The organism is Lysinibacillus sp. BSL11, from assembly GCF_052928325.1.
In genome coordinates this window covers 21,121-47,446 of sequence record NZ_JAVGCX010000009.1, presented here as the reverse complement: position 1 = coordinate 47,446, position 26,326 = coordinate 21,121, and the positions used below count along the sequence as shown (strand labels likewise).

Genomic DNA, 26,326 nt, shown 5'->3' with positions numbered 1-26,326 from the left:
ATGTTTTGACTGCTATGGCCCATTCCTCAAAGCCAATAAAATAGCACTCCTCTACACCAAAGTAGGCGTCAATTTTTGTATTAATCGTGACATTCACCATTTTTTTGAAACTTTTTAGCATGTCACCCTGTATATAACTAGATACCCACTACAGAAAGGAGCGCAAACATGAAATTCAACCTTGGTGATATCATTAGTACAACCGTTCTTTTATGTATGTTTCTAGCAATCTTTTTCGTGATGATCCATATGATCAAAAAAATGAAATCCACTGCCCCTGTGTCTCCTCCACCAACCATGCAACAGCAAGTAGAGGACTTATCAAAACGTGTGTCGACCTTAGAACAACAAGTAAAACAACTAGCTGACAAACAATAGTCCCATAAAAAAATCGCTGTGAAGGATAACCTTCTCAGCGATTTTCATATACTATCTGACCATTCACAACCGTGCATGCGACTTGAATGTGTGGAAGCTGCTCCATCTCTACTGTAAAAACGTCCTCTTGTAAAATCGTAAAGTCTGCTGCAAAGCCTTCTGCAATTTTGCCACGCATAAATTGCTGTCCAATTATTTCAGCCGCCCCTACTGTGTACAAACGGACTGCCTCAAATCGGGAAATTTTCTCATGAGGGTTATAGCCATCATGTGTCTCCCCAAAATTTCTTCTAGTGACAGCCGCATATATACCATACAACGGGTTTGGCACTTCAATCGGAGCATCACTGCCGCCTGCGACAATCAGCCCTGTGTCAAGAAGCGACTTTAAAGGATGTAAGCCCTGTGCGCGCTCCTCCCCAAGTCTCGATAGCTCTGCTTGGTATTCTCCCTGTACAAACTGCGGCTGCATATCCACTGCCACTGGTAATGCAGCTAGCTTGGCTAATAGTTCCTCATCGACTAAGCTACAGTGAATCACGCGATCAAGCTGACCTTCCTGAGGAGGATATGCCGCAAAAACGTCTAAAATCGTGTCTATTGCTAAATCGCCAATGGCATGCACGGCAACGGTTTGTCCATATTGACGTGCCAGCTGAACATAGCTTGTTAATTGCTCAGTTGTATGAATAAGCATCCCTGCATTGTACGAATCATCACAGTAAGGCTGACGTAGTGCAGCCGTACGACCTCCAAAGGCTCCATCAATAAAAATTTTCATCGCACCAAACTCCAAAAATGGTGAGGAAGCTAAATCCATCTTCGCAACATCTTCAAAGACTGTATGATGCTGTAATAAATGCACCTTAAAGGATTGCTGTGCCTCTACTATTTTGCGATAAGCCTGAATCGGCTGGCCTGGCGGTCCATAATAGCTTAAATCCTCTGAATGTCCCCCTACTAAACCATAGGATTGCAATGAGGTCACCGCCTTTATCAGTGCATCCTCAATATACGCAGGTGTAATATGTGGCATCTGGTTAACAATTAAATACAATGCTGCATCCTTTAGTATCCCTGTGAGCTGACCATCTACTTTGTCAATGACACCCCCCTCTGGCGAAGGAGTCTTATTTGTAATTCCTGCAAAAGCGAGTGCCTTGGAATTGGCTAGGATCAAATGATGACAGCTCCGTTTAATGATTAAATGAGCATCTCCAAGGGCATCTAGCTCCGCTAAGGTCGGGAAAATGGGCTCTTCAAATTGGTTTTCGTTTAGTCCAATCGCAATGACCCATTCATGTGCTGACGCCTCAGCCATTTGCTCCTGAAGTTTCACAAGCAACGCCTCTTTACTCGTAACTGCCGATACATCAAGATGCTTGAGCTTTTCCCCGTAGCCAATAATATGTAAATGACTGTCGACAAAGCCTGGATACATGATATTGCCCTCTAAATGTTGGATAGAAGCAGCTAGTGGCGACAAGCTCTCCACTGAGCCTGTCGCCACAATTTTTCCATCTTCAACAAGGACTGCATCCACTGTTTCACCAACCTGAGCCATCGTGTAAATCTTACCACCTGTCCATAATGTTGCCAAAACAATTCCTCCCATGTCCTATGCTATTGCTTCAATTAAGTGCGCTCTTTCTAAGCGACGACGAACAATTACACCAATCCATGCTGCAAGTACCGCTTTGACAATACCTACCACGATAAATGGTGCAACACCACCCATAAAGGCAGCTGTCCATGTATAATCTGCTACAATTTTTAACCACACTGTCCCAAACGCTAATGTAACAATCATCCCAATGATATTCGCAATAATAGCTTGAGTAAATGTAATACCAAATTTATCTAAGTATAAGCCCATAATAATAGCTGTGGCAAGGAAGCCTACAATATATCCACCTGTTGGACCAACTAAAATCCCAAGTCCACCTGACATACCGCTAAATACAGGTAAACCTGCTGCCCCTAGTAAAATATATAATAGAACAGATAACGTGCCTAATCTTGTCCCTAAAATTGTCACGATGATGCCAACTGCTAACGTTTGACCTGTAATCGGGATAAGTGGTAGTGGGATTGTTACCTGTGCTAAAACTGCGATTATTGCTGCCCCAAATGCTGCTAACACATATTGATATGTACTTCCTTTTTTCAATGTAAAAAGCCTCCCCTTGTGCGTTAACTAATAATAAAAATAAGTTAACACAAAGATAAAGCAAATGAAAACCATTGTCAATCTATTTTAGAATAAAAAAAGAAATTGCTAGATTAGCCTAGCAATTTCCTGCCGAAATCATTACCATAAAGGTTCATTCATCGGATCTTTCTCTTGTAGCTTAAACACATATGGCGCAATTTGATAATGGTAAAAGAACATGCCCACTAAAAAGAAAATGAGACCAATAACAAAATGATGGAAAACATGCTGCAACATAATCAGCAACGGCACTGGCATCGTCATTACACCACTGATTTGCATGGATTTTTTTGTGCGGTATTGTTTTTGTCCACAATGAGGGCACACAATTTCACTATTTTTGCGATATAATTTACGTGCATCCTTCTCAGACCAACTCTCCCCACATTCAATACAAACAGGTAAACCATATCCCTTTTTCAATAGATAGCGTTTGACAATAATGGTCGCCCCTATAAAAATGCTCAATAAAATAAAGCCTCTTACATAATCCGAAGCAAAAAGTGACCACCAATGCCAAGTATCCGACTGTAGGCTAGCCGCCTGATGGCTTGAACTCTGTTGCCCCTTCTGCTGTGTCAAGATATAGCTAAAACCGATAACAAAAATAGTAAAGGTTGTGAATACGATACGATACGTCCATTGACTACCTGCTTTGCGTTGAACTTTTCGTTGTGCTTTCTCCGTGATTACTTGTTTGCGCTGCTGTGAGAGCTTGACATCTTGTAGCTCCTTTAATAGTTCCTCTTTAAATTGATTCATGGCGTAGCACCTCCCAATCAAAGTCACCCATTGCTGTTGCTAATTGTTTACGAGCTCGCTGTAATCTTGTGCGAATCGTTGCTTCTGGACAGTGTACAAGCTGTGCAATTTCCACTGTCGACATCTCCTCAAAATAATACAAAATCAAGACCTCTCGATAGGCAACTGATAATGTAAACAATGCCTCCACCAGCTCTTTTTTTACAGTTTTTTCTAGCATCTCCTTTTCAGGTGTCATAGCCGTTGTGCGTCCCGTGATCTTTTCAAACAATGTCAGTCGTTTACTTTTCCAACTTCGTAAATAATCGTGACTTCGATTAACCGTCATTTTCACTAGATATGTACGTAAGGATGCTTCCTGACGAAACTGTCCCTGCTTTTGATAAAAGGCGATGAACACATCCTGCACGATGTCCTCCGCCGTTGCCTTATTTTTCACATAGAGATAGGCGACCTTAAGTAAGTAATCACCGTGCTCCTCGATTATCTGTTCAATAGCCATCATTGCCCTCACCTACTTCCTACACTACTGACGGACGCCATAACGAATGCGATTCATTTTATCAAAAAAAAATCCGTAATTTTTAAATCATTACGGATTTCTTCAAGCTAAATACCTATTTTTTGCATAGAAGAGACAACTTTGACCATTCGATCGTCTAAATCGGCGCCTGTGAATCGAGGCAATCTCAGTTCATTCACGATAGCGCCATCAGACATAAAAAGGATACGCTCTGTTCTTGCGGCAATTTTTGGGTCATGGGTCACAAGCATCACCGTTGTACCTTCACTATTGATGGAGGCTAATAAATCCATGATTTCCTGAGCAGACGTTGAATTCAATGCGCCTGTGGGTTCATCTCCAAAGATCACTTGCGGGTTGCTAATCAAGGCGCGGCAAATGCCTGCCCGTTGAAGCTGCCCACCAGAAACCTGTGTAATATCTCGCTTTGCCAAGTCTGCAATCCCCATTTTGTTCATAATCTGTAGTGCCCTTTCTGTCAAGGCCCTCACATTTTTTCGCTCATCACGCATCGCAGGTAACAGGATATTATCAAGGATATTTAAGCTTTTTAGAAAGGTCGGCTGCTGAAAGACAAAGCCCATTTTCGTTCTACGCAAATCAGCCAGTTCTTTGTCACTTAATGTCGTTAAATCCATTCCATCAAAGATGACCTGACCTTGATCAATACTGTCCATCCCGCTAAGGGCATACAACAATGTCGATTTACCACAGCCTGATGGGCCCATAATGGAGATAAACTCTCCTTGATTGATTGCAACTGATACATCCAGTAAAACGGGATGCTGTTCTTTGCCTACCTGAAACGTCTTTGCTATTTGCTCACCACTTACTATATTCATAGGTTCTACTCCTTTATATGCTCAATAATTTTTACCTGCCCTGCCCTTGACGTACCAATTAGCGTAGCTAGCAGTACAACGCTTGTAAGCGCTAGTGGGCAAAAAACATAAGCTGCTAGTGGATTAATCATAAAATCAAATGATGCCGCCCCGAATGAGGCAATGACCGTACTAGTTAAATATTCACCTAACGTGTTTGCGAGCAACGTCCCCATCGAGATGGCAAGCAGTAATACAAAAATCGAACGTGCTGCATATTGTGTAGCTATATCGACATTCGTGAATCCTAATGCCTTCATAATAGCGATGGGTGCTTGATCCTTCGCAATCAGCATATTTATAAATAATAATGTCACGAGCACACACAGCAATAAGGCAATGACGAGTGCTGCACGAGCTGCCTTTTCGATGGCATGAATCGTCGTGCCAAAAGTTTGATGAATATAATCATCAATACCTGACACCTTGGCAAACGAGAAGGTTTTTGCATATTCCGCCCGTTTATCTGCAACAAGCGATGGATTAGCCATCGTACTATAGATGACACTCCACATGCTATCCGTAGACTGGTCAGAGAAAGCTGCCTTAGCAGTCTTGCCGCCATTGGTAATATCTGAATAAATACCGCTGACCCTCAAATTTTTCTTCTCTCCATTAATGACTACTGCTAAACTATCGCCAACCTTTTTTTGAAGCTCCTCTGCATTGAGCACCGAAAGTGCCACTTCATTAGGAGCGACTGGAGCCTCTCCGTGTGCATATTCTAAGGGGAATATCGTATGGTCACCCAGCTCTATTTTTAGGTTTTGCGCTGTTCCGTCCTCGGCAATCGTTGTGAATTTTTTTGTTGTCAAAACAGTATAATTCTTAATGGCTGTGTCATGCTCAAGCATATCCTTCACCGCTGCCACCTGTTGTTCATTTTGCTTGCCTTGTGGGATATCAATTCGGATGTCACTGTTCCCAATACCCATATACGTAATAAAGCTTTTAGCTGCAATTGTGTTGTGTAAGTTTTGAGGCACGATAATAATAAATGTTGCCAATACTAATACTGCGAGCATTGTCGCATAAAGTGTTTTTCGTGATAATACATCCTTCATGCCAAGAAAAAGATTGATCGGTAGTCTTTTATTGGCGCTAAGGTTCAATAATTTTGTATGCTGCACTTTTCCTTGTGTTGTGCCAAAACGCATCGCCTGCGTGGCTGATAGCTTGCGAAACTGTTTGAGTACCGATCGTACATAGCCCATAATCACGAAAAATACGAGCAACAATCCCAGACCCGTGAACAACCAAATGAGTGAAACTTTGTCCGTTTCTCCCATGAACAGACGGATATTTTCTAATAGAATATCTCGAAGGAAGAAGGAACAGGCAAAACCGAGCATACAACCAATCACAGCTATAACGCCATATTTGGCTAGATACATTTTCTGTATATCTGCCACTCGTAGGCCAATTGCTTTCATCACACCGATTTCTCTATAATCCTCTTCTATTTTAGTGAGCAATGTAAATCGAATACACATAAAAGCAATAGCGACTACAAGGACACTGATGAGTAAGATAACAGCAATCATAAGTCCATCTGATATGGCATTCAGCATTTGAAAAAGCTTATAAGTAATGGTTGGTCCGTTTGCTTCTAGCCCTGCACTTGTATAGGCCTCTTCAAACTTCTTTAAATCCGCCAAATTTTTCAAACGAAACTCAATTAAATATTCAACTGTTCCCGCTTCCTGGATTGCTGCATAATCTTGTTCACTGACAAGAAAGCGTTTGGAGGAAGCCAGCATAGAGTTCATCTGTGAATCCCTTAGAAATCCAGCTATTGTAAAGGTTTGATCATGAACGATGACAGTATCCCCCAAGTCAGCGATGCCGTCCTTCCAATAGCTTACAGGTACATAAATATCACCATTTGCCACTTCAATCACATGACCATCAAGATCAAGTAAATAATCAAATTTCTCACTTTGTGTGCTGAAACCATTGTCCTGCACACTATGTGCCAAGGTGGTACCCGCAATATTGATCTTCGTGCCCTCCACATTTAGAAATTCATTCATTTGATATTCATCTACATATTTATTTTGCTCTGCAAATTCAGTCAGCCGCACTTGATCGATTTCCCCTGCATGCATCTGAAGAAAATGAGACGTTTCTGCTTGTTTCATCAGCGTGTCAATTGCACTTGTCAAATGGACAATAAGTATTGCTGATAGTGTGACAAGTAAAGCTGCTACCGCCACAAATAGCATGGTCATACCTGTAATTAGCTTGCTATTTGCCATATCATTTCGAACAATTTTCCAATACATAAGTCACCTCTTTGTATATTGTTAACCGCCATCAAACCTAACAAGACCTAAAAAACTTAGTTCGTACTGCCTTCTTCCTTATCTCCAAACATTTGCATCATATACAATAAGCTACCATTCTCCACCCCTAGCATTCTTTCAATATTAAAAATCAATGCCGGAATACGGGCAGCTCTTTCCTCATCTGTCATCAAGACGAGATCATCATCGAATACCGTATTGGTATAAGCAATAATCATTTCCATACACTCATAGGGATAAGGCGTTTGGTAAATACCTTGCTCAATGCCCTCACGAATAATGGCAGTGAGGATTGGTGGTACTTGATTGATGACCACTTGCTGTATTTTACGGTGCATCAAAGCATTTTGCGGCCTATGAACATGCTCCATCATTTCCTGTCCACCCTGTTCATTTTGCATATTCAATGCCATGACAACGCGCAATATCCGCTCATTTACAGCTATAGTCTTGTCTGCTGCAACGTTTTTCGCCTTTGCTAGCATCGTGCTTGTATAACGCTCAATGAGCGCATCCATAATATCTTCCTTAGATTTAAAATGATAATAGAGAGTGCCTCGAGCAATGCCTACTTTTTCCAAAATATTACTCGTACTAGTGCCATCAAATCCCTTCTGTGCAAATAATTCATCCGCAGCATCTAATATTTCATTTCTGCGTTCTTCCGCTTTTTTTATTTCCCTCATAAGACACCTCCTTATAATTGACCGACTGCCTGTCGATATATCTATTCTTTATCCTAGCATAGGATGACTTCATTTGGCAATAATTTCTACAAAAAAAAGAATCTGCTTTACGCAGATCCTTATTTTTGTAGTTCCTCGTTCTTCCGATATTCCAAAATATCGCCAGGCTGGCAATCCAATGCCTCACAAATAGCCTCTAATGTTGAAAAGCGGATGGCTTTGGCCTTGCCGTTTTTTAAAATCGAAAGGTTCGCCATCGTGATGCCAACTTTTTCTGAAAGCTCTGTAACACTCATTTTTCGTTTCGCCAGCATTACATCAATGTTAATGATCATTGCCATAGTATTCACCTCAAACCGTTAGATCATTTTCTGATTTGATATCGATGGCATTTTTTAGAAGCTTTTGCAGCACAGCAGCAAAGACTGCCACGACAAAGGAAGCAAAAATAATGACCATTCCAATAAGTATAAGACCTGGGGCATCGTCTACTTCCGCAGCATAGTATATCAGTGGCATGCCAACCACGTAAACACTACTAATAAGAATTGCACAATATTTGATCTTAATTAAAGCTTTCACTGACAGCTCTGAAAATGCGATGTTTTGGTCAATATAGCTTAATAGCTTGATCGTTGTAAATAGCGCAACAAAATAAGCAATAGCCGTTGCATAGACGCCAATTAAAGCAACAATGGTTAGAATGGGAGAATGCTCCACTGTATTTAAAGCAACATGAGGCACCACCCATACACATAAGGCAAGAACGGGTATACCTATTAGAAAAACAGCTATCTTTAAAAAGAGCGTTTCTCGTTTCATCTTACGCACCTCTTTTATTTATTATCCTGTTTAATTTACCACATAATTTATCGTTTTTCAATAAATTTTTATTCCAATTCAAGATTTAATAAGATATCCATTATTTGGTTTACTTTGCTTTTTATTGTGCTATAATCAATCCAACCATTGAAAAGGGGGTATTCGATGATTTATTCGCCAACCGAAAAGACGATAGAAACGACACGTTTAATACTTCGACTCTTTACACAAGCAGATGCACAAGAAGTAAGTGTTTTATGTAACAATTATGCGATCTATAAAAGCACATTGAGTTTACCCTATCCTTATACATTAGAATGTGCATTATCATGGATTTCCACACATCAACAAAACTTTGAGGAAAATAGAAGTTACGAATTTGCGATAACAGACAAACAAAGTGGACAATTATATGGAGCGATAGGACTGTCAAATCAATCCCAACATCAAAGAGGAGAAATCGCTTATTGGATTGGAGAGCCCTATTGGGGTAATGGCTACGGAACAGAAGCTGCTCAAGCGATTATTGAATTTGCCTTTCAGGAGAAACAGTATCATCGTATTTATGCCCGGTATTTCCAATCTAATCCTGCCTCAGGGAAAATTATGGAGAAATGTGGCATGCACTATGAGGGAACATTAAAGGATCATATTTATAAAAACGGTACTTTTGAAGATATTGTGTTTTATGGCTTGCTTAATCCATCACACTAGCAACACTTTTACGAAAGAGGCACTTTCCGAGTAGATATGCCTCTCTCTCTTTTAAATACCATTTCCCACATCGCAATAATGATTATAGTGCGTAATTTGGTTGCGGCCGTTACGCTTTGACTTATAGAGCGCTTCATCCGCATGCTTGATAAGCTCCTCTACTTTCTGAATTTTGCCATGATCATTCGTACTGACACCAATACTAAATTCCAACTGAACAGTTTGATTATTCACTGTTAGTGATAGTGCCGTTAAGGTTTGATACAGGTTGTCAGCCAATGTTTGTACTGATTCACCTTCCTTTACTTGACTCAACACAATGAATTCATCCCCTCCAAAGCGAGCAACAATAGACTCAAAGGGCTGAAAATAGTCCTGTAAAGTTTTGGCTGTATTCGTCAAAGCATCATCGCCAAATAAATGGCCATTCATGTCATTGATTTCTTTAAAATGGTCTAAATCCACCATCATCAAGGCCAATTGCTGATGATTTTCAGCCGCCTTTTCGACCATCTTTTTGGCCTGTTCATCAAAATAGCGACGATTGTAAATATTCGTCAGAGGATCAATATAGGCATTTTTTTCAAACTGCTTCTTATGATCGTTATATTCCATTTCAAACAATACATGTGAATAGTTTTCACGCTGGATTTCTAACAAAATATTAATATATTCCTTTTGTATCGCACATAATACAATTTTATTGCCTTGCTCCTCAATGAGCTTCACTAAAGAATTATAAATTAGTTGAAGTAGAGAGAGGTCATTGTTTTGTAAAGCATAATGCTTTGTCTTTTGATATAAATCGATGGCCTCACTTATACGTCCCTGTCTTTCACACAGAAAGGCATAGGCATTGAGGACCTCAAGTTGTACTTTCGAATAGGGTGGATGATGAATCGTTGCCATTAATTCTTGTAATATCGTATTAGCTTCTTCAAATTCTTCAAGCCAAATAAGTGCCACAGCTAGATTTGTCTTTGGATGGATAATCCCTGTATAAGGCTCTTTATGCTTCATTTCAAACGCATTCGCATAATATAAACTCTTTAAGGCAAATTCCTTAGCTGTCCGATAGCTTCCCATGGATATTTCAAGGTCGCTTAGGTTATTATAGATTTTCCCCATGCTCTCCACGTGCTGGATTGCTTCAGCAATTTTTAAGCCTTTCAACATCAACTCTTCTGATTTCTTTAAATGACCAAATGTTCCCCAATAAATGGCTGCTAAATTGTAATATTGAATTAAATCAATATCGTTGCCATGTTGAAAAGTTAACTCACGATATTGTTCAAGGACACTTATAGAAAGCTGTAAATCACCCGTTTGAAAATAACTGGCACAGCTATAACGTAATAGAAGGATAGCCTTATCATACATTTCAAGCTTTATGGCACTTTCAATTGCGGCACTACTTATTTCTATATATTCTAAAAAACGATCCGCGTTATATAACTCATTAAGCGTAATCCATAGTTCTTCAAATTCTTGTGCGTTCATTCCGCCCCTCCTTTTCTTCATCCTTACTTCTTTAATACTACCTTCGCCCTTAAAATATTACAATTCTTTGGACTCATTTATTTTTTTAACATTAAGTAATTCAGCCTAATAATAAAAATCACTGTGTATTTTATCCTACATTCAATTAAAGGTTATTTTAACATGGTACTTTCACTATAATTTTCCCCTAAATAAAAAACAAGCCTCTTTCAAGAGACTTGTTAAGATTCTTCTATGCCTAGGATGGCTATTAATTCCTTCGCTCTATTGGCACTAAGGTGAATTTCTCCGCTACCAGCCTTTTGGAGATAAATTGAACCACCATAGCCCTTCCACATTTCAATACGGACGCCTTCTACTTCAAATGAATATTCGGGTGGTCTTTTCATATAATTTGCGGGCTGCCAAGGGATATCCTGTAAAAACTGAGCAACCTCTTTATTATTTTCTAGCTCAAGCCTTTTTATATTGATTGGCTCTAGTTTTTCCAGTTTAGATAATAAACCATATTTTCTGACGACCCCGTTTTCCTCTATACTGCCTGTTCCCATAGAAGTTAAAGTAATATAATCCCCCTGCTTGACAGGAAAATCATCCAGCACAGGATACCAATTGGCCTGCTCATATTTTTCAGCAAGCTGTTCTTCCGTCATATGATCAAGGTCCTCAGGAATCACTCCTTCAATAAATAAAAAAACATTCGATTCAACCTTTGCAACTGTTCCGACCATTGAAGAGCCATGTGAACTAGCCCGTAATATGATGTTATGCTCATTTTGAAAGGCTGTTGCCTGCTCAGTATAATGCGCTTGGAAATATCGATTGGCATCAATATTGGCTACTTCTTGGTAAGCATAAAAAGTTGGATATTTTTCTTTATAGAGGGCATATAGCTTTGTTCTTGTTGTATACATTGGCAAAAGGGGCTCAAGATATGTTTCAACATACTGTTTCGGTGCTAATCCCTGAAATAGTGCTTCGTATTCAGATGCTTGATAAAGCATTTCCAACTGTTCTACTTGCTTCTTGCTCTCCACCTCTAGCTCGGCCTTTGAATAATCAATCCCTAATGATTTCGCAAAATAGTAGGCGGCAACGAGCTTCTCATACGATAGATAGGCTTCCTCTTTATAAAATTCCTGCTCTTTCCCTGGCCACATTAGCCGATTAATACGTTCGAAATGCTCAAGCTGTCTTTCATGAAATAGTGAGGATGTTTGCTCTGTTTCGTTCGTAAGAAGCTGCACCATCATAAACCCCACCACACAAAGTGTCAGTACGACGGTTAATAGGGTGAAACGAAAAGGCTTCCTTCTATTGATAGACTGTTGTAGTACATGTTTTTTGACTCGTTCTTTGCTTGCTGTCATATCACCAGCGACTTTGAGTAATTCCTTCTGTATCTCATTCATGTCTAAGCACCTCCCATTCCTCCTGCTTCAGATGAGGCTTTAATGCTTCTCTTGCCCGCTTCAGTCTTGTTTTCACCGTATTCTCTGCAATGCCAAGTAGCTGGGCAATATCACGAATCTTCATTTCTTCAAAATAATAAAGGATAATGGGCTCCCGATAGGTAAGTGAAAGCTTTAAAATAGCTGCCCCAATGTGAGACCGTTCCTCTGCTGCCACGAGCGCATCTCGTTGTCTATTCCCCTGAACAGGAAATATTTTTTCTTGTAATAGTAATTTCTTATAATGCCAGCTTTTTAAATAATCCTTGCTTTGATTAATCGTTAGAGTGGATAAATACGCACGCAACTGCCCACGTTCTTCATAGCCACGCTGAGAAAATTTAATAAGGACCTCTTGCACAATATCCTCTGCGGTTTGTCGGTTCTTCACATAAAAATAGGCGAGACGTAATAAATGTGCTGCATGTTCTTCGATCATTTCCTCAAGTATGCCGTCCACCTCCCCTTCTTACACTATAAACGACTGCCACTGAATGACCGTTTCATTTTTTTAACTTTTTTCCTCAAGCATCTTGACCTTGGAGCATACTCCAATGTTAGGATGAATTTAGGAGGTACTTACATGAAAATTAAACAATTCGCTGAGAAATTTCAATTAACAACGGATACCGTTCGCTATTATGAAAAAGAAGGACTCTTAAAACCGCAAAAACAAGACAATGGCTACCGTGTGTATGATGCCATGTGTGAACATACAATGAAGTTTATTATCGTTTTACGTCAGCTAGGCTTTACGCTCCAAGAAATTAAACATTTACTGACACTCGAACAAAAGCCTATTTCAACAGCATGTAATGAAGAAACGGTACAGCTATTTTCCACAAAGATTGCCCAGATTGAGCAGCAACTACAATTCTACCAGCATGCGCTTCATTCGCTACAACTGACAAAAACGTTAATGGCTGACGGACAATACGAAGAAAACCAAGAAAAAATTTCCTTACTCATAGAGGATATGTATCAAAATTTACTGGAAGGTCGTGGTTAAATGTCACTACGTAAAATCATCTCAATAGAATATATCCTTGCTTTCATCATCACAGTTTCTTTCTATGGTCATCTAAATTTTCCATGGCTTTATTTTATTGTGTTTTTATTGCTACCAGACATTACAATGGTTGGCTATCTCCTCAATACAAAAATAGGCGCTCTTTTCTATAATATGGGACATAGCTTTGTGCTACCTGCCATGTTGATGGTGATTGGTTTACTAACGACTACACCAGTACTCCTGATGGCTGCCCTGATTTGGCTCGCACATATTTTCTTAGATCGCGCACTTGGCTATGGTTTAAAATATGAGGACGCTTTTAAGAAGACACATTTACAGCAAATTGCGTAATGAGGAGGAAAGTATGGCTATCCATTTAACACTACGATTTTTAGTAGAAATGGGGGTTCTACTCGCTATTGGAAACTGGGTGCCTATATAGAAACAAATCCCCTAATTAAATGCTTTCTTGGAGTGGGATTACCATTATTCATCATCGGAATATGGAGTATTTTTGGCTCTCCAAAAGCAAGAGTGCCCTTGAATCCCTTTACGCATGAACTAGTAGAAGCTGCTCTCTTTACGCTAGCTGTTCTTGCTTTGTATGAAACAGGCAGAACACTCATTGCTAGTGTGTTTGCAAGCATGGTCATTTTCAGTCAACTAGTCTCCTTTCACTTGCATAAAAAAAACCATCTAAAAAAACAGCCGCCCTGCACAAACAGGCGGCCGATTTTAGCGAATTAAACTAATGATAGTATGCGGTTCATGTTTTATATCGTCATATTTATTGACCATATCCAACACGATAGCTCCATCCTGTGTTATAGCATACACCCAGACGGCATGAGGATTTTGTTCTACATAATCCTTCCATGTAAATACTTCTGTAATTTTCGTTTGACGAAGTTGTGCCCCTTGCTCTATCAGTTCATTGAGCTGATGAATATCATGTTGTGCATCGACAAGAAGCTGTCCCCCGTACTTCCGTGAGTAATTTTTTGGGTCTGTAGTATGTAAAGCCGTTTGAAAAATATTGAGACGCCCTAATTCTGGAACAAAGTCTGCACAAACAAGGACATTATAGGCGTCCTGCTTTGTCGCTACAATTAGTTGATCATAGGGAGTTAAATCAACATAAAATTCTGTATGCTCGCTTAGAATATCACCTGTTTCTGTCTTAATACCATTTTGTCGAGCAGCAGATAAATCTTCCCATGCACGATCCATCATCAACACATCAATCCCGTTATTTTGCAGGGACGTTGCGAGCTGTGTTGTAAATGGAGAAGCGCCTACAATCACAATACCCTTCCCTGTGGAAGCTTGTAGATCTAATTTTTTAGCAAGCCAGCCAATGCTAAAGCCATGAGCAACCACTGTCGCAAAAACAAGTGCTAATGTGAGCGCTGTTAATAATTGTGCACTTTGAAAACCTACGTCTTGTAGTGCCGTTGTAAAGTAACCTGAAACGGTTAATGCCACAATCCCTCTCGGTGCAATCCACCCAATTAAGGCCCGTTCTTCCAATGTTAAGCCCGTATTAATGGTCGCAATCCAAATCGATAACGGTCGAACAATAAACATCATCGCTAGTACGAATAGTAGCATACGCCAATCAATGATTTGCCATAACGTATCGATGGTTAAGGACGACGTCAGCATGATAAAGACACTTGAAATTAAAATAACCGAAATATTTTCTTTAAAATGCAACAGCTCATGATGACTTGTTAAATGCATATTGGCCATCACAAGCCCCATCACTGTCACAGCCAATAAGCCCGTTTCGTGCATGATGGCATCGCTTAGGGCAAAAACAAGTAAAATAGTAGCGAGTAACAAAGGTGATTTCAAAAACTCTGGAATCAAACCACGCTCCAAGCATTGTCCCATTACATAACCGACGCCCCCTCCTAACAGGGCGGCTAAAAAGGCGGAAACAAAGAAAACGGTAAGAGATGTCCCACCTTCTAAATGATATATGCCCAAAACGACCTGATACGCAAATAGCGCTAACAACGCGCCAAATGGATCTACAACGATGCCTTCCCATTTTAAGATAGCTGCTGGTCGCTCCTTCAATTTTGCCTGTCTCAATAAAGGCAAAATAACGGTTGGACCTGTCACAATAAATAATCCACCAATGACAAAAGAGACTGGCCATGATAGCCCAGCAACAAAATGCGCCGCAGTAGAGCCTGCAATCCAAGCGATGGCTGCCCCTACTGTGGAAATACGCAATATAGACTTCTTAAAGCCACGTATTTCTCGAAAATCAAGGCTTAAACTTCCTTCAAATAATATTACGGCAACGGCCAGAGAAATAATGGTATGAAAAATAGGGCCAAATGTCTCTTTTGGCGACACTAACCCTGTAAACGGACCAATAATGAGCCCAGCGATACTCATAATGACAATGGCAGGCATGCGAAATCGCCATGCTAACCACTGTGAAAACAAACCGATAAAAATAATAAAAGGTAACTGAAATAGTAAATTGTCAAACATATGTACCACCTACAATATCCTAGGATGAATGTATATTCCCTCATTTTAGAATGACTAAACCTGTTACCTTACATTATGTACGTATTGTGCCAAAATTATCACTTTACCTCATCATGATCATGAACGTAATCACATTATAAAGAGCTGGTGCAAGCAAAGCGAAAGCTAAACACACCACTGCTGCCCATTTTGTATTCTTAATATCACGGTCATCGCCTGTCTTGAGATGATGAAAATAAGTTAATGTGAAATAAAAGCATAAAATCATAAACAAGGGGAAAATGAGTTGTTGAGCAAAGCCATGTAGAAATGTAGCCATTGACGAAACCTCCTATTAGTATCCTCTTTATATAAATATTGTAATCTATGACCTATATTTCTACCATAAAAAAAGCAGGATCACCACTCGGATCCTGCTCCTAATTATTTAGATGAATCTTTTTAACAATGATTCATATAGACCCACCATTAATAATCCAATTACTATTGGAATGAGGGATGTAAAACTGAAATAAAAGCCTACGTCCTGATATTGTCCCGTAAAATGAAATTGTAGCCAAGACACCTCATATGTTTCCCCTACCCCATAAAGGAAAATAGTGGTAAATAAAAATAGTGCCAGACATTTTAGTCCTTGCGCTTTTTTCATAGTATCACCTCATTGTATAACGGTCATTTGTTGCGCATAGCTTAAAAGATCCTCAACTGTTAATGCTGGATTTTGCCCAACCATACTATATTGGTAGCCGTTTTCTTGCCAAGCAAGGGAACGGAAATTTTCACCATCCATAACTGTGCCTTTTTGTCCACGAATATCGATTTCTTTTTCATTTAGAATGGGACCAATATCTGCAACGCTAGCATCTGCTTTAAAAATCGTAACAAAAAAAGCTAACTCTCCGTCTATGCTATAATCAAAAGAGTATTCTGGTCGATCCTCTATCCCTTTAACCATGGATATGTTGTCTAAGGTAAGACCATTTACTTCTGGCACTAATAAAAACTTTTCAAGCTGCTGCTTTACGTCGTCCAAAGAAATGGATGCTGAAGTGTCCTGTCCGCTAATTTCCTGAATCGTTACATCCTTTGGTAGATCTAGTGTAAATTGTTGAGCATCTATTTTTTCACCAAAATTAAGCTTAGAATACTCAGTGATCATATGAGTCCCTGCACTATCTGTCTTCATTTTTAAAGTCAGCCAAGTTTTTTTGTCAATCCATGCTTCGATATCTCCAAATAACGATTCCGTTTTCTTCGTTTTTGCGACGATTTTATACGTATCTCTACCTGCAACCTTCTCTTCCCCTGCTATCTTGATATCATGTGTATCTTTAACCATATTAAAAATAAGCTGTACCTGATCTTTAGGTGATTGCAAGCCGTCTAATTCGTGTTGTGAATAATCCATTGTGTAAGCCGTCTTTTCAGTGACATCATAGCTAATGACTTTAGCGTCATTTTTGACTGTGATAACATGTTCTCCATTATCACCTGTCATTTCTATCCGTCTATTGCTATCCTTTACCCATTCCTTCACTTGAGCTTTACCACCTAGCTCTCCCATATCTAACGTATATTCGCCATAATAAGTGAGTGGCTCTTTCGATTCTTGAAGGGCTTGGTCGATAATTTCCTGAGGTGTATAAGATGCCTCTGAATTACAGCCCACTAAACTAAATGTCATCACAGCAATTAAGCCTGCTGCTTGGCAAGATTTTTTCCAATTCATCATTCTTTTACTCCTTTATAAGGTGGTAGCCAGCAAATTACCGCTGTTCCAATGTTCTCTCTAGAAAGCAATTCGATAGTGCCACCATGTTTTTCAATAATTTGTTTTGTAATATTTAAGCCTAGTCCTGTTCCTCGTTCACCAGCCTTTGATCTCGCATAATCTGCTTGATACATAGGCTCGAATAATTTTACAATGTCCTGCTGTGGTATACCTCTTCCGTGATTTTGTACAATTATATACATACCCTCTTGTTTGTTTAAAGCCGACTTCAAGAAGTCAAAGCCCCATTTGGGATCATTTCCAGCATTGACTGCCGCTAAGCAGATTGTTGTCCCCTTTTCCCCATAACGCCATGCATTGCTTAATAAATTATCAATAACACGCTGAAGTTGTTTAGGATGCACAGCATAGAGCCCATCTACGGCACAGAAGACTTTTAATGTAAATCCTTCTTCCTCACATAAAGGTTCATAGTCAGACAGGGCCATGTCAAAAAATTCTTCTCCATCCACAGCAATGAGCTCTAATGTATAGTTCGTTGATTGAAGTAATGTAAACATCATTAAATCCTCTAGCATATGCTTCATCCGATCTGCCTTCGTAACGATGACCTGCTGATATTCTGCCTCCTGCTGTTCTGACAAGCCTTTATTTTGTAAAGATTCTGCATAGGCTTGGATGGCTGTAAGGGGTGTTTTCAAATCATGGGAAATACTTGCAATCATCATTTCTTTTTGCTGTTGTTCCGCTTTTAAAGAAGCCCGAGTCTTTTCAATTTCATCCTGCATCGCCTCAAATGTTTTGGCGAGTGCCCCAATCTCATCTTTTCTTACGCTTAGATTTGATTTAACTTGCTGACCTTTCGCAAAATTACGCATTTGCTGCATCAGTTCACGTAATGGCCGATTCAGTTTCCGATGAAGCAACAAGATGACAGTTAAATAAATGATAAAAAATAACAGGATCGTGCTTGCGATGACGAGCCACGAACGCTTTTCTACACCCTTTACCCAATCTGTTCGTAGTAATTGAATTTCATAGATGCCAAGCAAATCACCTTTTAGATATACAGGCTCCTTGTATGTAAAGGCGTTATATGCTTGCTGTAAATCATATAAACCATTTAACATGCGCTCTTTCCCTACATAGCCCGTTAGCAAGGGGTTGGAGGAATATAAAACATAGCCAGATTTCGTATAGAGGGTAATCGCCAGCTGCTCATTGGTAAGTTCCTCTATTTCCTCAAAATCGGCATTTTTTTGATAAAGCACTGGATTGTCAAGGACGTCTTTTACCTGATTTAGCTCTGTCCACTTGTCAAAATACTCCGCCACATTTTTATCTTGGTAATAAGCATTAATCCACACATAAAGGCTATAAGCCCCTACTATGGGTAATACCATTACAATAAAAAACATAATTAGTAACCACGCTTTTATTTTCATAATGGTTCACCAATAAAACGGTAGCCCTTACCCCACACAGTTTGAATGAAATTTGGGTTTTTCACAGAATCCTTGAGCTTTTCTCGCAAAGCCTTAATATGCACTGTGACAGTATGAGTGTCCTCTAACGTTGCTTGCTGCCAAATATGCTGATACAGTTCTTCTTTTGTAAAGGTTTGACTCGGATTTTTAGCTAGCAGCCTAACAAGAGCAAACTCCTTTTGAGTTAATGCAATTTCTTGCTGATAAACACATACTATTTCTCGTTGCCAATCTATTGTTAATCCATTCGCATAGGCAGTATGCTCTTCTATCACGTCTTGCTTGTGGTAGCGTCGCCATCGTCTAAGGTGAGAGGCAACTCGTGCCTTTAATTCTTCTAAGCTAAATGGTTTAGCGATATAATCGTCTGCCCCCTGCAAGCCCTCCACCTTATCCGCATCTTCCTTGCGGGCACTCATCATTAGGATCGGCACATCACTCTCCCAACGGATATTTTGAGAAACCGTTAACCCATCCATTTCTGGCAGCATCCAATCCACTAGCACTAAATCGAAAGGTTGCGTTTGAAAATCTGCTAGTCCCTCAAGGCCCGTAGTAGCCCATGTCACATAATAGCCCTCCTGCTCCAGCGTATCCTTCACAATGCGTCCAATCGCTGTATCATCCTCAATCAGTAGTAACTTTTCCTTCATCATTTTCCTCCTGTATTCACCTTACTACGGAAAAAACGATTTTCTCCGAACTTTACACTTTCTTTATAATTACCTTAGAGCGTATCCGCACTTTACACAAGGGGAGGAGGCTACCGATTTCATCGAAGCAGTTTTTCTTCCTGCCCGGGCTATCCGCCACTTTTGTGGGGCTATCCTTCACTTTGCCGCTCCTATCCACTACTTTAACCGGGCTATCCTTCACTTTGCCGGTTCTATCCAAAAAAAAGGAATGCACTATGATTGTGCATTCCTTAGCGAACTAGAAAAATAAACTTAAAATATAGTAAATCAATGCTGCCATGACAGCAGAGATTGGCATCGTGATGACCCATGTTGTAACGATTTTTCGTGCCATCCCCCATTTTACTCCTTTAACACGGTGTGCTGTTCCGACACCCATGATGGATGAAGAAATAACATGTGTTGTAGAAACTGGTAAATGGATTAAAGTGGCTCCAAAGATAATCGATGCAGAAGCTAAGTCTGCCGCTACCCCATTTACTGGGCGGATTTTCATGATTTTACCGCCAACGGTTTTGATAATTTTATAACCTCCGACAGATGTACCAAGACCCATCGCAGTTGCTGCAGCAAAACGTACCCAGAAAGGAATATCATCTCCTTGGTGTAGGCCGCCCGCGATTAACGCAAGGGTAATAATCCCCATCGCCTTCTGCGCATCATTTGTCCCGTGTGTAAAGGATTGTAAGGCTGCTGTCCCAATTTGCATTGTACGGAAGCCTTTATTCGTGCGATATAAATTCATATCTTTAAAGATGACCTTTAATAATGTCATCATCAGGAAACCAGCTGCGAATGCTAGTAATGGTGAAAAAATAAGTGCTTGAAGAATTTTAATAAACCCAGCATAGTTCAAAATATCAAATCCTGCTGCGGCAATAGCTGCCCCTGCAACAGAACCAATCAATGTATGAGAAGAACTTGATGGAATCCCAAAATACCATGTTAATAAATTCCATGTAATGGCAGATAATAACGCTGCTAAAATCACAACAGAACCTGTAATATCGCCATCATAGGCATTTAAAGAAAATGGGTCCACAATATCTTTTGTTAAGGCTTTGGCTACCCCAACGAATGTAATCGCTCCGACGAAGTTCATTACCGCTGCCATATAAACCGCAGTACGTGGCTTTAAGGCACGGGTAGATACAGAAGTAGCAATCGCATTTGCTGTATCATGGAAGCCGTTAATAAAGTCGAACACAAGTGCGAAAATAACGACTAATATGGTGATTAATAAGATCGTATCCATTTCGTACACTCCATCTTATGCATTACGCATAATTATTGTTTCAATTGTGTTTGCTACTGTTTGACAGCTGTCCGCAATGTCTTCAAATTGCTCATAAATATCCTTGAAAACAATCAAACGCATTGGGTCTTTTTCTTGGATGAATAATTGCTTCATTGAAGAACGGAAAATTTCATCACATTCACGTTCATTGTCCTTAATTTGAATAGAATGTTTACGCATTTCCACAAGCTTTTTACTATTTAACAGTTCCATGGCTTGTACCATTTCATCTGTACTCTTCGCAATGTATGTGAGGAATTGGCGCATTGGCTCTGTTACTTCTGTTAGGTTGTACATATTGAAGTGCGCAATACAGCCTTCCATTCCATCAATTACATCATCTAATTTATTGGCTAAGGCTAAAATATCTTCACGCTCAATTGGCGTCATAAAAGATTTATTCAGCATAACAATTAGCTCATGGATTAATTTATCGCCACTTGTTTCGTATTGCTTCATTGTATCTGCGATTTCTTTTAGTGCATCTATATCTTGAATACGTGCATTATGAGCATAGTAAATACCCTCATTCACGTTTTTCGCGATTTTTAATAGTGATTGAAAAAATGGATCTTGCTTGTTTGAGTTGAACATCCTGTTCCTCCTGTTGAAAAAATATTGTCGATTTCTGAACCATCATAACAAAACATTTACACAATTCAACAAAATTTTAAACACTTAGCTGTTGATTTTACAAAACTGTAATATAAAATTTGCCACATTTATTTTCAAGCTATTTTCCAAGTTGCAAACGTTGGAAATCAAATATTAAAAATCACGATTTTTTCTTTAAAAACGCCCATTTTTTCTTTTATTTTTATAAAAATACTTGAAATAAACTTTTTCCTGCTTATTTGTTTATCTTGTGAAATGTTAAGGAATTGTAAACAAAATTTACATGAAAATGTTGGAATTTCATTGTGATTTTTTGACTTTCGCAGTACGCTATGTTAAAACGCGATGAAGAAAGATGGGAGCATATTTATGGATATTGATTTACTTTCACTCACAATATTATTACTACTTGCTTTTATCGCCTCTTTTTTAAATGCGATTGTTGGAGGTGGTGGGCTCATCTCCTTACCTGCATTAATGGCTGTTGGTTTACCTCCAAGTACAGCTATTGCCACAAATAAACTAGCCAATACCATTAGTAATGGTACAAGTATGCTAACTTTTTTACGTGCAGGTAAAGTAGACTTCAAGAAAATTGGAAAAATCCTCCCCTTTATCTTTGTAGGATCTTTACTCGGTGCCTTTACTGTCCATCTTGTATCCCCTGCTATTTTAAAACCACTTATGCTTGTTATGCTCGTCCTTGTAGCTGCTTATACAATGTTTAAAAAAGATTGGGGACAGCAATATCAAGAGCGTGTACTTAGCACAGCTAAAAATTTAGCCTTTATAGGTGCATTTGCGGCTATTGGCTTTTACGATGGCTTTTTTGGACCAGGTACGGGTTCATTTTTTATTTTTATTCTATTAATGATGGGCTATGATTTCCTCCAAGCTGCTGGTAATGCAAAAGCTTTTAATTTTACCTCAAATTTAGCGGCATTAATCATGTTTTTAGTTTTAGGAGAAGTTCATTTTCTATATGGTTTTTCGATGGGCTTTGTCATGATCTTTGGGGCAATTCTTGGATCCAAATTTGCGCTGAAGCGTGGAACGAACATGATGCGTGTCATTTTTATTGTCATGACATGTTTATTGATTTTGAAAAATGCCTGGGATTATCTCTTCTGAGACCACCAATTTTCAGTCAATTGACAAAAAATATTAGCGTGCTATAATACTTTTGGGCTTCACCGCATTGAAGCGCAGAAGTATGTATTAGGAGGATTCACATGTTTCGAATAGAAGCAAAGAGTAACCCTCGATTTCTTGAGGCAAGCTTTATCACTATTTTAATTATTGCCATAATGGCTTATAGTATTGGCTATTTAAAGGCTACGCCACATATCCCGATTTTTCTTGTGATTGCCATTTTACTCGCTTATGGACTACTGAAAAAAGTACCCTTTCGCGATCTTGAAGGTGGTATGATTGCGGGTGCTAGCGCTGGACTTGGCGCCGTTTTTATTTTCTTTTTTATCGGCATTTTAATTTCAAGCTGGATTATGGGCGGAACGATCCCAACCCTTATCTATTATGGCTTTTTAACTGTTTCGCCAAATTTTTTCTTTGCCATCGTGTTTTTAATTTGTAGTATCGTTGGTATTTCTATTGGAAGCTCCCTGACAACTGTCGCGACGGTTGGTGTGGCATTTATGGGCATTGCCGGTGCCATGGATATCTCGCTAACCATTACTGCTGGAGCGATTGTTTCTGGGGCCTTCTTTGGTGATAAAATGTCACCCTTATCCGATACAACCAATCTTGCTTCTGGTACAGTTGGTGTAGACCTTTTTGAGCATATTAAAAATATGGGCTGGACAACCATTCCTGCTTTTCTTATCTCCTTTGTAATCTATGCTATTATTTCGCCAACAGGAGCTGCTACATCCTTTGAGACTGTGGAACAATTTAAAGAAGGTTTATTGTCTACAGGACTTATTCATTGGTATACATTATTGCCAATTGTTGTTCTCGTTATCATGACTTTTTATAAGGCACCAGCAGTCATTACATTGGCTGTTGTATCCATTATTGGAGTAGGTCTTGGCTCTCTACTTGACCCAGTTCCCGCTTCAGATATCTTCAAGATTCTGTTTGATGGCTATGTCTCTCAAACTGGTAATAAAGATGTAGACGCCTTGCTCACTCGTGGTGGGATGAATAGTATGCTATTTACAATCGCGCTTGTTCTACTTGCTTTAACAATGGGTGGCCTTTTATTCACATTAGGCATTATTCAAAGCATTTTAGCGAAGGTACAAAGTTTATTTAAAAGTGCTGGATCGGTTATTACCGGTGCTGCGATCACTGGCATCGGTGTCAATACATTGATCGGTGAACAGTACTTATCCATTCTATTAACTGGTGAGGCCTTTAAGGCTCAATTTGCAAAGGTTGGTCTTGCACCAAAAAACCTTTCACGCGTCATGGAGGATGCAGGTACGGTCGTCAACCCACTTGTGCCTTGGAGTGTTTGTGGTATTTTTATCGCAAGTGTCCTCGGTATTTCCACATTTGATTACCTACCGTTCACCTTCTTCTGTTTACTTGGACCAATTCTTACGATCTTGTTTGGCTGGAGTGGCAAAACATTAACAAAGCTTTAACCATAACAAAAGGTAGCTGAAAAAACATCAGCTACCTTTTAATTTTACTCAAAAATTTTATGGACTTCATTTTTCATCGAATCGGAAATTTGATAGCGTGTAAAGCTAGCTGTTATAGAGAAAGCTATCATTCCAATTTGGAATCAAAATTCATGATTTTTCGCATTTCTGATGGTTGTCCTCCTTTGCTATGCTCTACTAAAGGAGATGAAATAGGATGACAACAAAAACAAAATGGAATGCTCATTTATATGATGAAAAGCATGATTTCGTGTCAAAATTGGGTACAAGCTTAGTCGATCTACTAGCGCCGCAGAAAAATGAACATATTTTAGATGTGGGTTGTGGTACAGGAGATTTGGCTAATGACATATCAGCACTTGGAGCTTCTGTGCTCGGAGTTGATGCGTCGGCTACGATGATTTTAGCTGCTCAGCAAAAATATCCTGCCATAAATTTTCAAACAATGGAAGCTACAGCGATGCATTTTTCTCACCAATTTGATGCTGTTTTCTCCAATGCCGCACTTCATTGGATGAAGGAACCTGATGTAGTTATCGAAAACGTCTATGGCGCACTGAAGAACGATGGACGCTTTGTTGCTGAAATGGGTGGACAAGGCAATATTGCATCCATCGTTTGGGCCCTGCAAAAAAGTATGGAATCTTTACAATTTCCCTATATCGACCACTATTTCCCTTGGTATTTTCCAAGCGTCGAGGAATATCAATCAAAATTAGAAAATGCAGGCTTTGAGGTCGAGAATATCACACTCTATAAACGTCCTACACCACTTCAAGGGCAGGATGGGCTTCGCAACTGGTTGGTTATGTTTAGTGAAAATCTTCTACAACACTTAAAGGCGGATGAGAAAGAACAGGTTTATACGACATGTGAGGAATTATTAAAGCCAACGTGTTTTCAACAGAATGAATGGGTCATTGATTATTATCGTCTGCGCTTTATTGCTCGTAAAAAATAGATTAAAAAAGGTTACTATTCTGTTGTAGTAACCTTTTTTCCATGCTAAGAGCGAGGCAGCAATATCACAATGACGCCTATTAAGCATATCCCTGCGCCAATAAAGTCTAAATGATCGGGCTTTTTGCCATCAATGCCCCACCCCCATAAAATAGACAACACGATGAATACCCCACCATAGGCTGCATAAACTCTGCCAAAGGTAGGAAAGGACTGGAATGTTGCAACAACACCGTACAGAGCAAGTGCAATACCGCCAATAATGCCCCAATAAAAAGGTTTGCCCTCTCGTAACCAAAGCCAAATTAAATAGCCCCCACCTATTTCACCAATTCCCGCAAGAATAAATAATAATATAGCGATCATACTGTAACTCTCTTTCTCGTTTTGACTCTATTATACATGTCTTACATGCCCCAATATGTAATAGTGTCCGTTATTCCGATTAAAATTAATAGGATACCTGCTGTCATTTGAATAGCCCTTCCCATCTTCATACTTTTTCGTAGGATAAGGCGCTTGGCATCAAAGACATAGATCAACAGAAGCATGATGATAAGCGGTACAGCGGTAGCTACGCCAAAAATACTAGGTAAAAGCAACCCATAGGAAGTGCTCGCCACAAGGGGCATTAACCACACAAAGAATAAGACAAACATAGTAGGACAAAAGGCTATAGAAAAACTAGCACCCATTAAGAACGAGCCGATTTTCCCCTCTTTTACTACAGGCGGCAGCAGCAATGTTAAGCGTTGTAAAAAGGTTAATTTGAATAAACCAATTAGCACCAGCCCTGTTAGTAGCATTATCGGCCCCATAGCCTGACGAAAGATTGGAAAATAAACGGTCATCTTTGTTTCAAATGATTGTCCAAAAAGCCAAGCACAAAAGCCAAGCGCACTAAAAACAACCACTTTCCCCACAATAAAAAACATAATTTCTTGCCAATTACTGCTCTTTTGAAGTGTTCGATTGCCATAAAATGTAATGGCACTCATATTACCTGTTAACTGACATGGAGCAAAGGCGCCTATTAAGCCAAGAAGAATGGCCATCATCAGGGCAGAATGCTCATAGCCTTGTACAAATTGCGTAAGCGGTTCACTAATCAACTGACTAATGCTGGACAATACACTATACACCTAAACACCC

Annotated in this window: 30 protein-coding genes; 8 read left to right on the top strand and 22 right to left on the bottom strand. The window is 39.5% G+C overall.

Annotated elements, in window-relative coordinates; all coding sequences use genetic code 11:
- The first annotated feature begins 168 nt into the window (after positions 1 to 168).
- Complete coding sequence (locus RCJ95_RS12110) at positions 169 to 378, top strand: hypothetical protein (RefSeq protein ID WP_004229027.1); 210 nt, start codon at positions 169 to 171, stop codon at positions 376 to 378.
- A gap of 34 nt (positions 379 to 412) precedes the next feature.
- Here the strand turns inward: RCJ95_RS12110 and RCJ95_RS12105 are convergent, their stop codons facing one another.
- From RCJ95_RS12105 to RCJ95_RS12065, 9 genes are all read right to left on the bottom strand, one after another.
- A complete protein-coding gene (locus RCJ95_RS12105; RefSeq protein ID WP_312129923.1) occupies positions 413 to 1,978 on the bottom strand; it encodes an amidohydrolase in 1,566 nt (521 codons plus the stop codon).
- Between the two features lie 18 nt (positions 1,979 to 1,996).
- Positions 1,997 to 2,548 carry a biotin transporter BioY gene (locus tag RCJ95_RS12100; protein ID WP_004229030.1) on the bottom strand — a complete coding sequence of 184 codons (552 nt, stop codon included), beginning with the start codon at positions 2,546 to 2,548 and terminating at the stop codon, positions 1,997 to 1,999.
- Positions 2,549 to 2,689: 141 nt separating this feature from the next.
- Entirely contained in the window at positions 2,690 to 3,352 is a 663-nt protein-coding gene (locus RCJ95_RS12095; protein WP_446722354.1) for a TIGR04104 family putative zinc finger protein, read from the bottom strand.
- Positions 3,339 to 3,857 carry a sigma-70 family RNA polymerase sigma factor gene (locus RCJ95_RS12090; RefSeq protein ID WP_004229035.1) on the bottom strand — a complete coding sequence of 173 codons (519 nt, stop codon included), beginning with the start codon at positions 3,855 to 3,857 and terminating at the stop codon, positions 3,339 to 3,341. The genes RCJ95_RS12095 and RCJ95_RS12090 overlap by 14 nt, the downstream gene beginning before the upstream one ends.
- Before the next feature lie 104 nt (positions 3,858 to 3,961).
- Positions 3,962 to 4,717: an ABC transporter ATP-binding protein gene (locus tag RCJ95_RS12085; protein WP_221683152.1), complete on the bottom strand. Its 756-nt coding sequence runs from the start codon at positions 4,715 to 4,717 to the stop codon at positions 3,962 to 3,964.
- Positions 4,718 to 4,722: 5 nt separating this feature from the next.
- Positions 4,723 to 7,041, bottom strand: coding sequence for an ABC transporter permease (locus RCJ95_RS12080; RefSeq protein WP_221683151.1), 2,319 nt, complete (start codon positions 7,039 to 7,041; stop codon positions 4,723 to 4,725).
- 56 nt (positions 7,042 to 7,097) lie between these two features.
- The gene (locus tag RCJ95_RS12075) at positions 7,098 to 7,748 is read right to left on the bottom strand and encodes a TetR/AcrR family transcriptional regulator (RefSeq protein WP_257521916.1); all 651 of its coding nucleotides are present in this window, start codon (positions 7,746 to 7,748) and stop codon (positions 7,098 to 7,100) included.
- A gap of 119 nt (positions 7,749 to 7,867) precedes the next feature.
- Complete coding sequence (locus RCJ95_RS12070; protein WP_004229042.1) at positions 7,868 to 8,089, bottom strand: helix-turn-helix domain-containing protein; 222 nt, start codon at positions 8,087 to 8,089, stop codon at positions 7,868 to 7,870.
- Positions 8,090 to 8,099: 10 nt separating this feature from the next.
- Complete coding sequence (locus RCJ95_RS12065; RefSeq protein ID WP_221683150.1) at positions 8,100 to 8,570, bottom strand: DUF2975 domain-containing protein; 471 nt, start codon at positions 8,568 to 8,570, stop codon at positions 8,100 to 8,102.
- Positions 8,571 to 8,735: 165 nt separating this feature from the next.
- On the opposite strand from RCJ95_RS12065, the gene RCJ95_RS12060 reads away from it, so the two are divergent.
- Positions 8,736 to 9,284 (top strand): GNAT family N-acetyltransferase, encoded by a 549-nt coding sequence (locus RCJ95_RS12060; protein ID WP_257521915.1) that lies wholly within the window; start codon positions 8,736 to 8,738, stop codon positions 9,282 to 9,284.
- Positions 9,285 to 9,335: 51 nt separating this feature from the next.
- Here RCJ95_RS12060 and RCJ95_RS12055 read toward each other — a convergent pair whose 3' ends face one another.
- From RCJ95_RS12055 to RCJ95_RS12045, 3 genes are all read right to left on the bottom strand, one after another.
- Positions 9,336 to 10,784: a tetratricopeptide repeat-containing diguanylate cyclase gene (locus RCJ95_RS12055; RefSeq protein ID WP_221683148.1), complete on the bottom strand. Its 1,449-nt coding sequence runs from the start codon at positions 10,782 to 10,784 to the stop codon at positions 9,336 to 9,338.
- Positions 10,785 to 11,005: 221 nt separating this feature from the next.
- Entirely contained in the window at positions 11,006 to 12,196 is a 1,191-nt protein-coding gene (locus RCJ95_RS12050) for a hypothetical protein (protein WP_446722353.1), read from the bottom strand.
- Positions 12,189 to 12,695, bottom strand: coding sequence for a sigma-70 family RNA polymerase sigma factor (locus RCJ95_RS12045; RefSeq protein ID WP_446722352.1), 507 nt, complete (start codon positions 12,693 to 12,695; stop codon positions 12,189 to 12,191). The genes RCJ95_RS12050 and RCJ95_RS12045 overlap by 8 nt, the downstream gene beginning before the upstream one ends.
- A gap of 123 nt (positions 12,696 to 12,818) precedes the next feature.
- Between RCJ95_RS12045 and RCJ95_RS12040 the strand changes: the two genes are divergently transcribed.
- The 3 genes from RCJ95_RS12040 to RCJ95_RS12030 are packed head-to-tail and all read left to right on the top strand — an operon-like array spanning position 12,819 to position 13,994.
- On the top strand, positions 12,819 to 13,244 hold the full coding sequence (locus RCJ95_RS12040; RefSeq protein ID WP_312129929.1) for a MerR family transcriptional regulator: 426 nt from the start codon (positions 12,819 to 12,821) through the stop codon (positions 13,242 to 13,244).
- Positions 13,245 to 13,598, top strand: a complete 354-nt coding sequence (locus RCJ95_RS12035) for a DUF4260 domain-containing protein (RefSeq protein ID WP_257521912.1) — start codon at positions 13,245 to 13,247, stop codon at positions 13,596 to 13,598.
- Between the two features lie 36 nt (positions 13,599 to 13,634).
- Positions 13,635 to 13,994 (top strand): YrdB family protein, encoded by a 360-nt coding sequence (locus tag RCJ95_RS12030; protein ID WP_446722401.1) that lies wholly within the window; start codon positions 13,635 to 13,637, stop codon positions 13,992 to 13,994.
- Here the strand turns inward: RCJ95_RS12030 and RCJ95_RS12025 are convergent.
- From RCJ95_RS12025 to RCJ95_RS11990, 8 genes are all read right to left on the bottom strand, one after another.
- On the bottom strand, positions 13,983 to 15,758 hold the full coding sequence (locus RCJ95_RS12025; RefSeq protein ID WP_274772734.1) for a cation:proton antiporter: 1,776 nt from the start codon (positions 15,756 to 15,758) through the stop codon (positions 13,983 to 13,985). The two genes, RCJ95_RS12030 and RCJ95_RS12025, sit on opposite strands and share 12 nt — an antisense overlap.
- Positions 15,759 to 15,861: 103 nt before the next feature.
- A complete protein-coding gene (locus RCJ95_RS12020; RefSeq protein ID WP_312129931.1) occupies positions 15,862 to 16,077 on the bottom strand; it encodes a hypothetical protein in 216 nt (71 codons plus the stop codon).
- Between the two features lie 108 nt (positions 16,078 to 16,185).
- Entirely contained in the window at positions 16,186 to 16,407 is a 222-nt protein-coding gene (locus RCJ95_RS12015; protein WP_221683140.1) for a hypothetical protein, read from the bottom strand.
- Between the two features lie 9 nt (positions 16,408 to 16,416).
- Positions 16,417 to 17,487, bottom strand: a complete 1,071-nt coding sequence (locus RCJ95_RS12010) for a LolA family protein (protein ID WP_221683139.1) — start codon at positions 17,485 to 17,487, stop codon at positions 16,417 to 16,419.
- Positions 17,487 to 18,935 carry a HAMP domain-containing sensor histidine kinase gene (locus tag RCJ95_RS12005; protein ID WP_221683138.1) on the bottom strand — a complete coding sequence of 483 codons (1,449 nt, stop codon included), beginning with the start codon at positions 18,933 to 18,935 and terminating at the stop codon, positions 17,487 to 17,489. The genes RCJ95_RS12010 and RCJ95_RS12005 overlap by 1 nt, the downstream gene beginning before the upstream one ends.
- On the bottom strand, positions 18,932 to 19,630 hold the full coding sequence (locus RCJ95_RS12000) for a response regulator transcription factor (RefSeq protein ID WP_257521906.1): 699 nt from the start codon (positions 19,628 to 19,630) through the stop codon (positions 18,932 to 18,934). Before RCJ95_RS12000 ends, RCJ95_RS12005 begins: the two co-directional genes overlap by 4 nt.
- 280 nt (positions 19,631 to 19,910) lie before the next feature.
- Positions 19,911 to 20,927, bottom strand: a complete 1,017-nt coding sequence (locus RCJ95_RS11995) for an inorganic phosphate transporter (protein WP_004229076.1) — start codon at positions 20,925 to 20,927, stop codon at positions 19,911 to 19,913.
- A gap of 15 nt (positions 20,928 to 20,942) precedes the next feature.
- The gene (locus tag RCJ95_RS11990; RefSeq protein ID WP_446722351.1) at positions 20,943 to 21,563 is read right to left on the bottom strand and encodes a DUF47 domain-containing protein; all 621 of its coding nucleotides are present in this window, start codon (positions 21,561 to 21,563) and stop codon (positions 20,943 to 20,945) included.
- A 390-nt stretch (positions 21,564 to 21,953) separates the two neighbouring features.
- On the opposite strand from RCJ95_RS11990, the gene RCJ95_RS11985 reads away from it, so the two are divergent.
- The 3 genes from RCJ95_RS11985 to RCJ95_RS11975 all read left to right on the top strand — a co-directional run bounded on the left by RCJ95_RS11985 (position 21,954) and on the right by RCJ95_RS11975 (position 25,175).
- Positions 21,954 to 22,715 (top strand): sulfite exporter TauE/SafE family protein, encoded by a 762-nt coding sequence (locus tag RCJ95_RS11985; protein ID WP_221683136.1) that lies wholly within the window; start codon positions 21,954 to 21,956, stop codon positions 22,713 to 22,715.
- Positions 22,716 to 22,816: 101 nt separating this feature from the next.
- Positions 22,817 to 24,193 carry a Na+/H+ antiporter NhaC gene (gene nhaC / locus RCJ95_RS11980; protein WP_221683135.1) on the top strand — a complete coding sequence of 459 codons (1,377 nt, stop codon included), beginning with the start codon at positions 22,817 to 22,819 and terminating at the stop codon, positions 24,191 to 24,193.
- A gap of 217 nt (positions 24,194 to 24,410) precedes the next feature.
- On the top strand, positions 24,411 to 25,175 hold the full coding sequence (locus tag RCJ95_RS11975; RefSeq protein ID WP_313150065.1) for a class I SAM-dependent methyltransferase: 765 nt from the start codon (positions 24,411 to 24,413) through the stop codon (positions 25,173 to 25,175).
- Positions 25,176 to 25,219: 44 nt separating this feature from the next.
- On the opposite strand, the gene RCJ95_RS11970 is transcribed toward RCJ95_RS11975, so the two are convergent.
- Both RCJ95_RS11970 and RCJ95_RS11965 read right to left on the bottom strand, forming a co-directional pair.
- Positions 25,220 to 25,540, bottom strand: a complete 321-nt coding sequence (locus tag RCJ95_RS11970) for a YnfA family protein (protein ID WP_004229297.1) — start codon at positions 25,538 to 25,540, stop codon at positions 25,220 to 25,222.
- A 41-nt stretch (positions 25,541 to 25,581) separates the two neighbouring features.
- Positions 25,582 to 26,316 (bottom strand): urease accessory protein UreH domain-containing protein, encoded by a 735-nt coding sequence (locus RCJ95_RS11965; RefSeq protein WP_257521902.1) that lies wholly within the window; start codon positions 26,314 to 26,316, stop codon positions 25,582 to 25,584.
- Positions 26,317 to 26,326: the final 10 nt, after the last annotated feature.

Coding starts and splice junctions, on each gene's coding strand:
- RCJ95_RS12110 (WP_004229027.1), top strand. CDS start 169: ATGAAATTCAACCTTGGTGATATCATTAGTACAACCGTTCTTTTATGT.
- RCJ95_RS12095 (WP_446722354.1), bottom strand. CDS start 3,352: ATGAATCAATTTAAAGAGGAACTATTAAAGGAGCTACAAGATGTCAAG.
- RCJ95_RS12090 (WP_004229035.1), bottom strand. CDS start 3,857: ATGATGGCTATTGAACAGATAATCGAGGAGCACGGTGATTACTTACTT.
- RCJ95_RS12085 (WP_221683152.1), bottom strand. CDS start 4,717: ATGAATATAGTAAGTGGTGAGCAAATAGCAAAGACGTTTCAGGTAGGC.
- RCJ95_RS12080 (WP_221683151.1), bottom strand. CDS start 7,041: ATGTATTGGAAAATTGTTCGAAATGATATGGCAAATAGCAAGCTAATT.
- RCJ95_RS12075 (WP_257521916.1), bottom strand. CDS start 7,748: ATGAGGGAAATAAAAAAAGCGGAAGAACGCAGAAATGAAATATTAGAT.
- RCJ95_RS12070 (WP_004229042.1), bottom strand. CDS start 8,089: ATGGCAATGATCATTAACATTGATGTAATGCTGGCGAAACGAAAAATG.
- RCJ95_RS12065 (WP_221683150.1), bottom strand. CDS start 8,570: ATGAAACGAGAAACGCTCTTTTTAAAGATAGCTGTTTTTCTAATAGGT.
- RCJ95_RS12060 (WP_257521915.1), top strand. CDS start 8,736: ATGATTTATTCGCCAACCGAAAAGACGATAGAAACGACACGTTTAATA.
- RCJ95_RS12055 (WP_221683148.1), bottom strand. CDS start 10,784: ATGAACGCACAAGAATTTGAAGAACTATGGATTACGCTTAATGAGTTA.
- RCJ95_RS12050 (WP_446722353.1), bottom strand. CDS start 12,196: ATGAATGAGATACAGAAGGAATTACTCAAAGTCGCTGGTGATATGACA.
- RCJ95_RS12040 (WP_312129929.1), top strand. CDS start 12,819: ATGAAAATTAAACAATTCGCTGAGAAATTTCAATTAACAACGGATACC.
- RCJ95_RS12035 (WP_257521912.1), top strand. CDS start 13,245: ATGTCACTACGTAAAATCATCTCAATAGAATATATCCTTGCTTTCATC.
- RCJ95_RS12025 (WP_274772734.1), bottom strand. CDS start 15,758: ATGTTTGACAATTTACTATTTCAGTTACCTTTTATTATTTTTATCGGT.
- RCJ95_RS12020 (WP_312129931.1), bottom strand. CDS start 16,077: ATGGCTACATTTCTACATGGCTTTGCTCAACAACTCATTTTCCCCTTG.
- RCJ95_RS12015 (WP_221683140.1), bottom strand. CDS start 16,407: ATGAAAAAAGCGCAAGGACTAAAATGTCTGGCACTATTTTTATTTACC.
- RCJ95_RS12010 (WP_221683139.1), bottom strand. CDS start 17,487: ATGAATTGGAAAAAATCTTGCCAAGCAGCAGGCTTAATTGCTGTGATG.
- RCJ95_RS12005 (WP_221683138.1), bottom strand. CDS start 18,935: ATGAAAATAAAAGCGTGGTTACTAATTATGTTTTTTATTGTAATGGTA.
- RCJ95_RS12000 (WP_257521906.1), bottom strand. CDS start 19,630: ATGAAGGAAAAGTTACTACTGATTGAGGATGATACAGCGATTGGACGC.
- RCJ95_RS11995 (WP_004229076.1), bottom strand. CDS start 20,927: ATGGATACGATCTTATTAATCACCATATTAGTCGTTATTTTCGCACTT.
- RCJ95_RS11990 (WP_446722351.1), bottom strand. CDS start 21,563: ATGTTCAACTCAAACAAGCAAGATCCATTTTTTCAATCACTATTAAAA.
- RCJ95_RS11985 (WP_221683136.1), top strand. CDS start 21,954: ATGGATATTGATTTACTTTCACTCACAATATTATTACTACTTGCTTTT.
- nhaC (WP_221683135.1), top strand. CDS start 22,817: ATGTTTCGAATAGAAGCAAAGAGTAACCCTCGATTTCTTGAGGCAAGC.
- RCJ95_RS11975 (WP_313150065.1), top strand. CDS start 24,411: ATGACAACAAAAACAAAATGGAATGCTCATTTATATGATGAAAAGCAT.
- RCJ95_RS11970 (WP_004229297.1), bottom strand. CDS start 25,540: ATGATCGCTATATTATTATTTATTCTTGCGGGAATTGGTGAAATAGGT.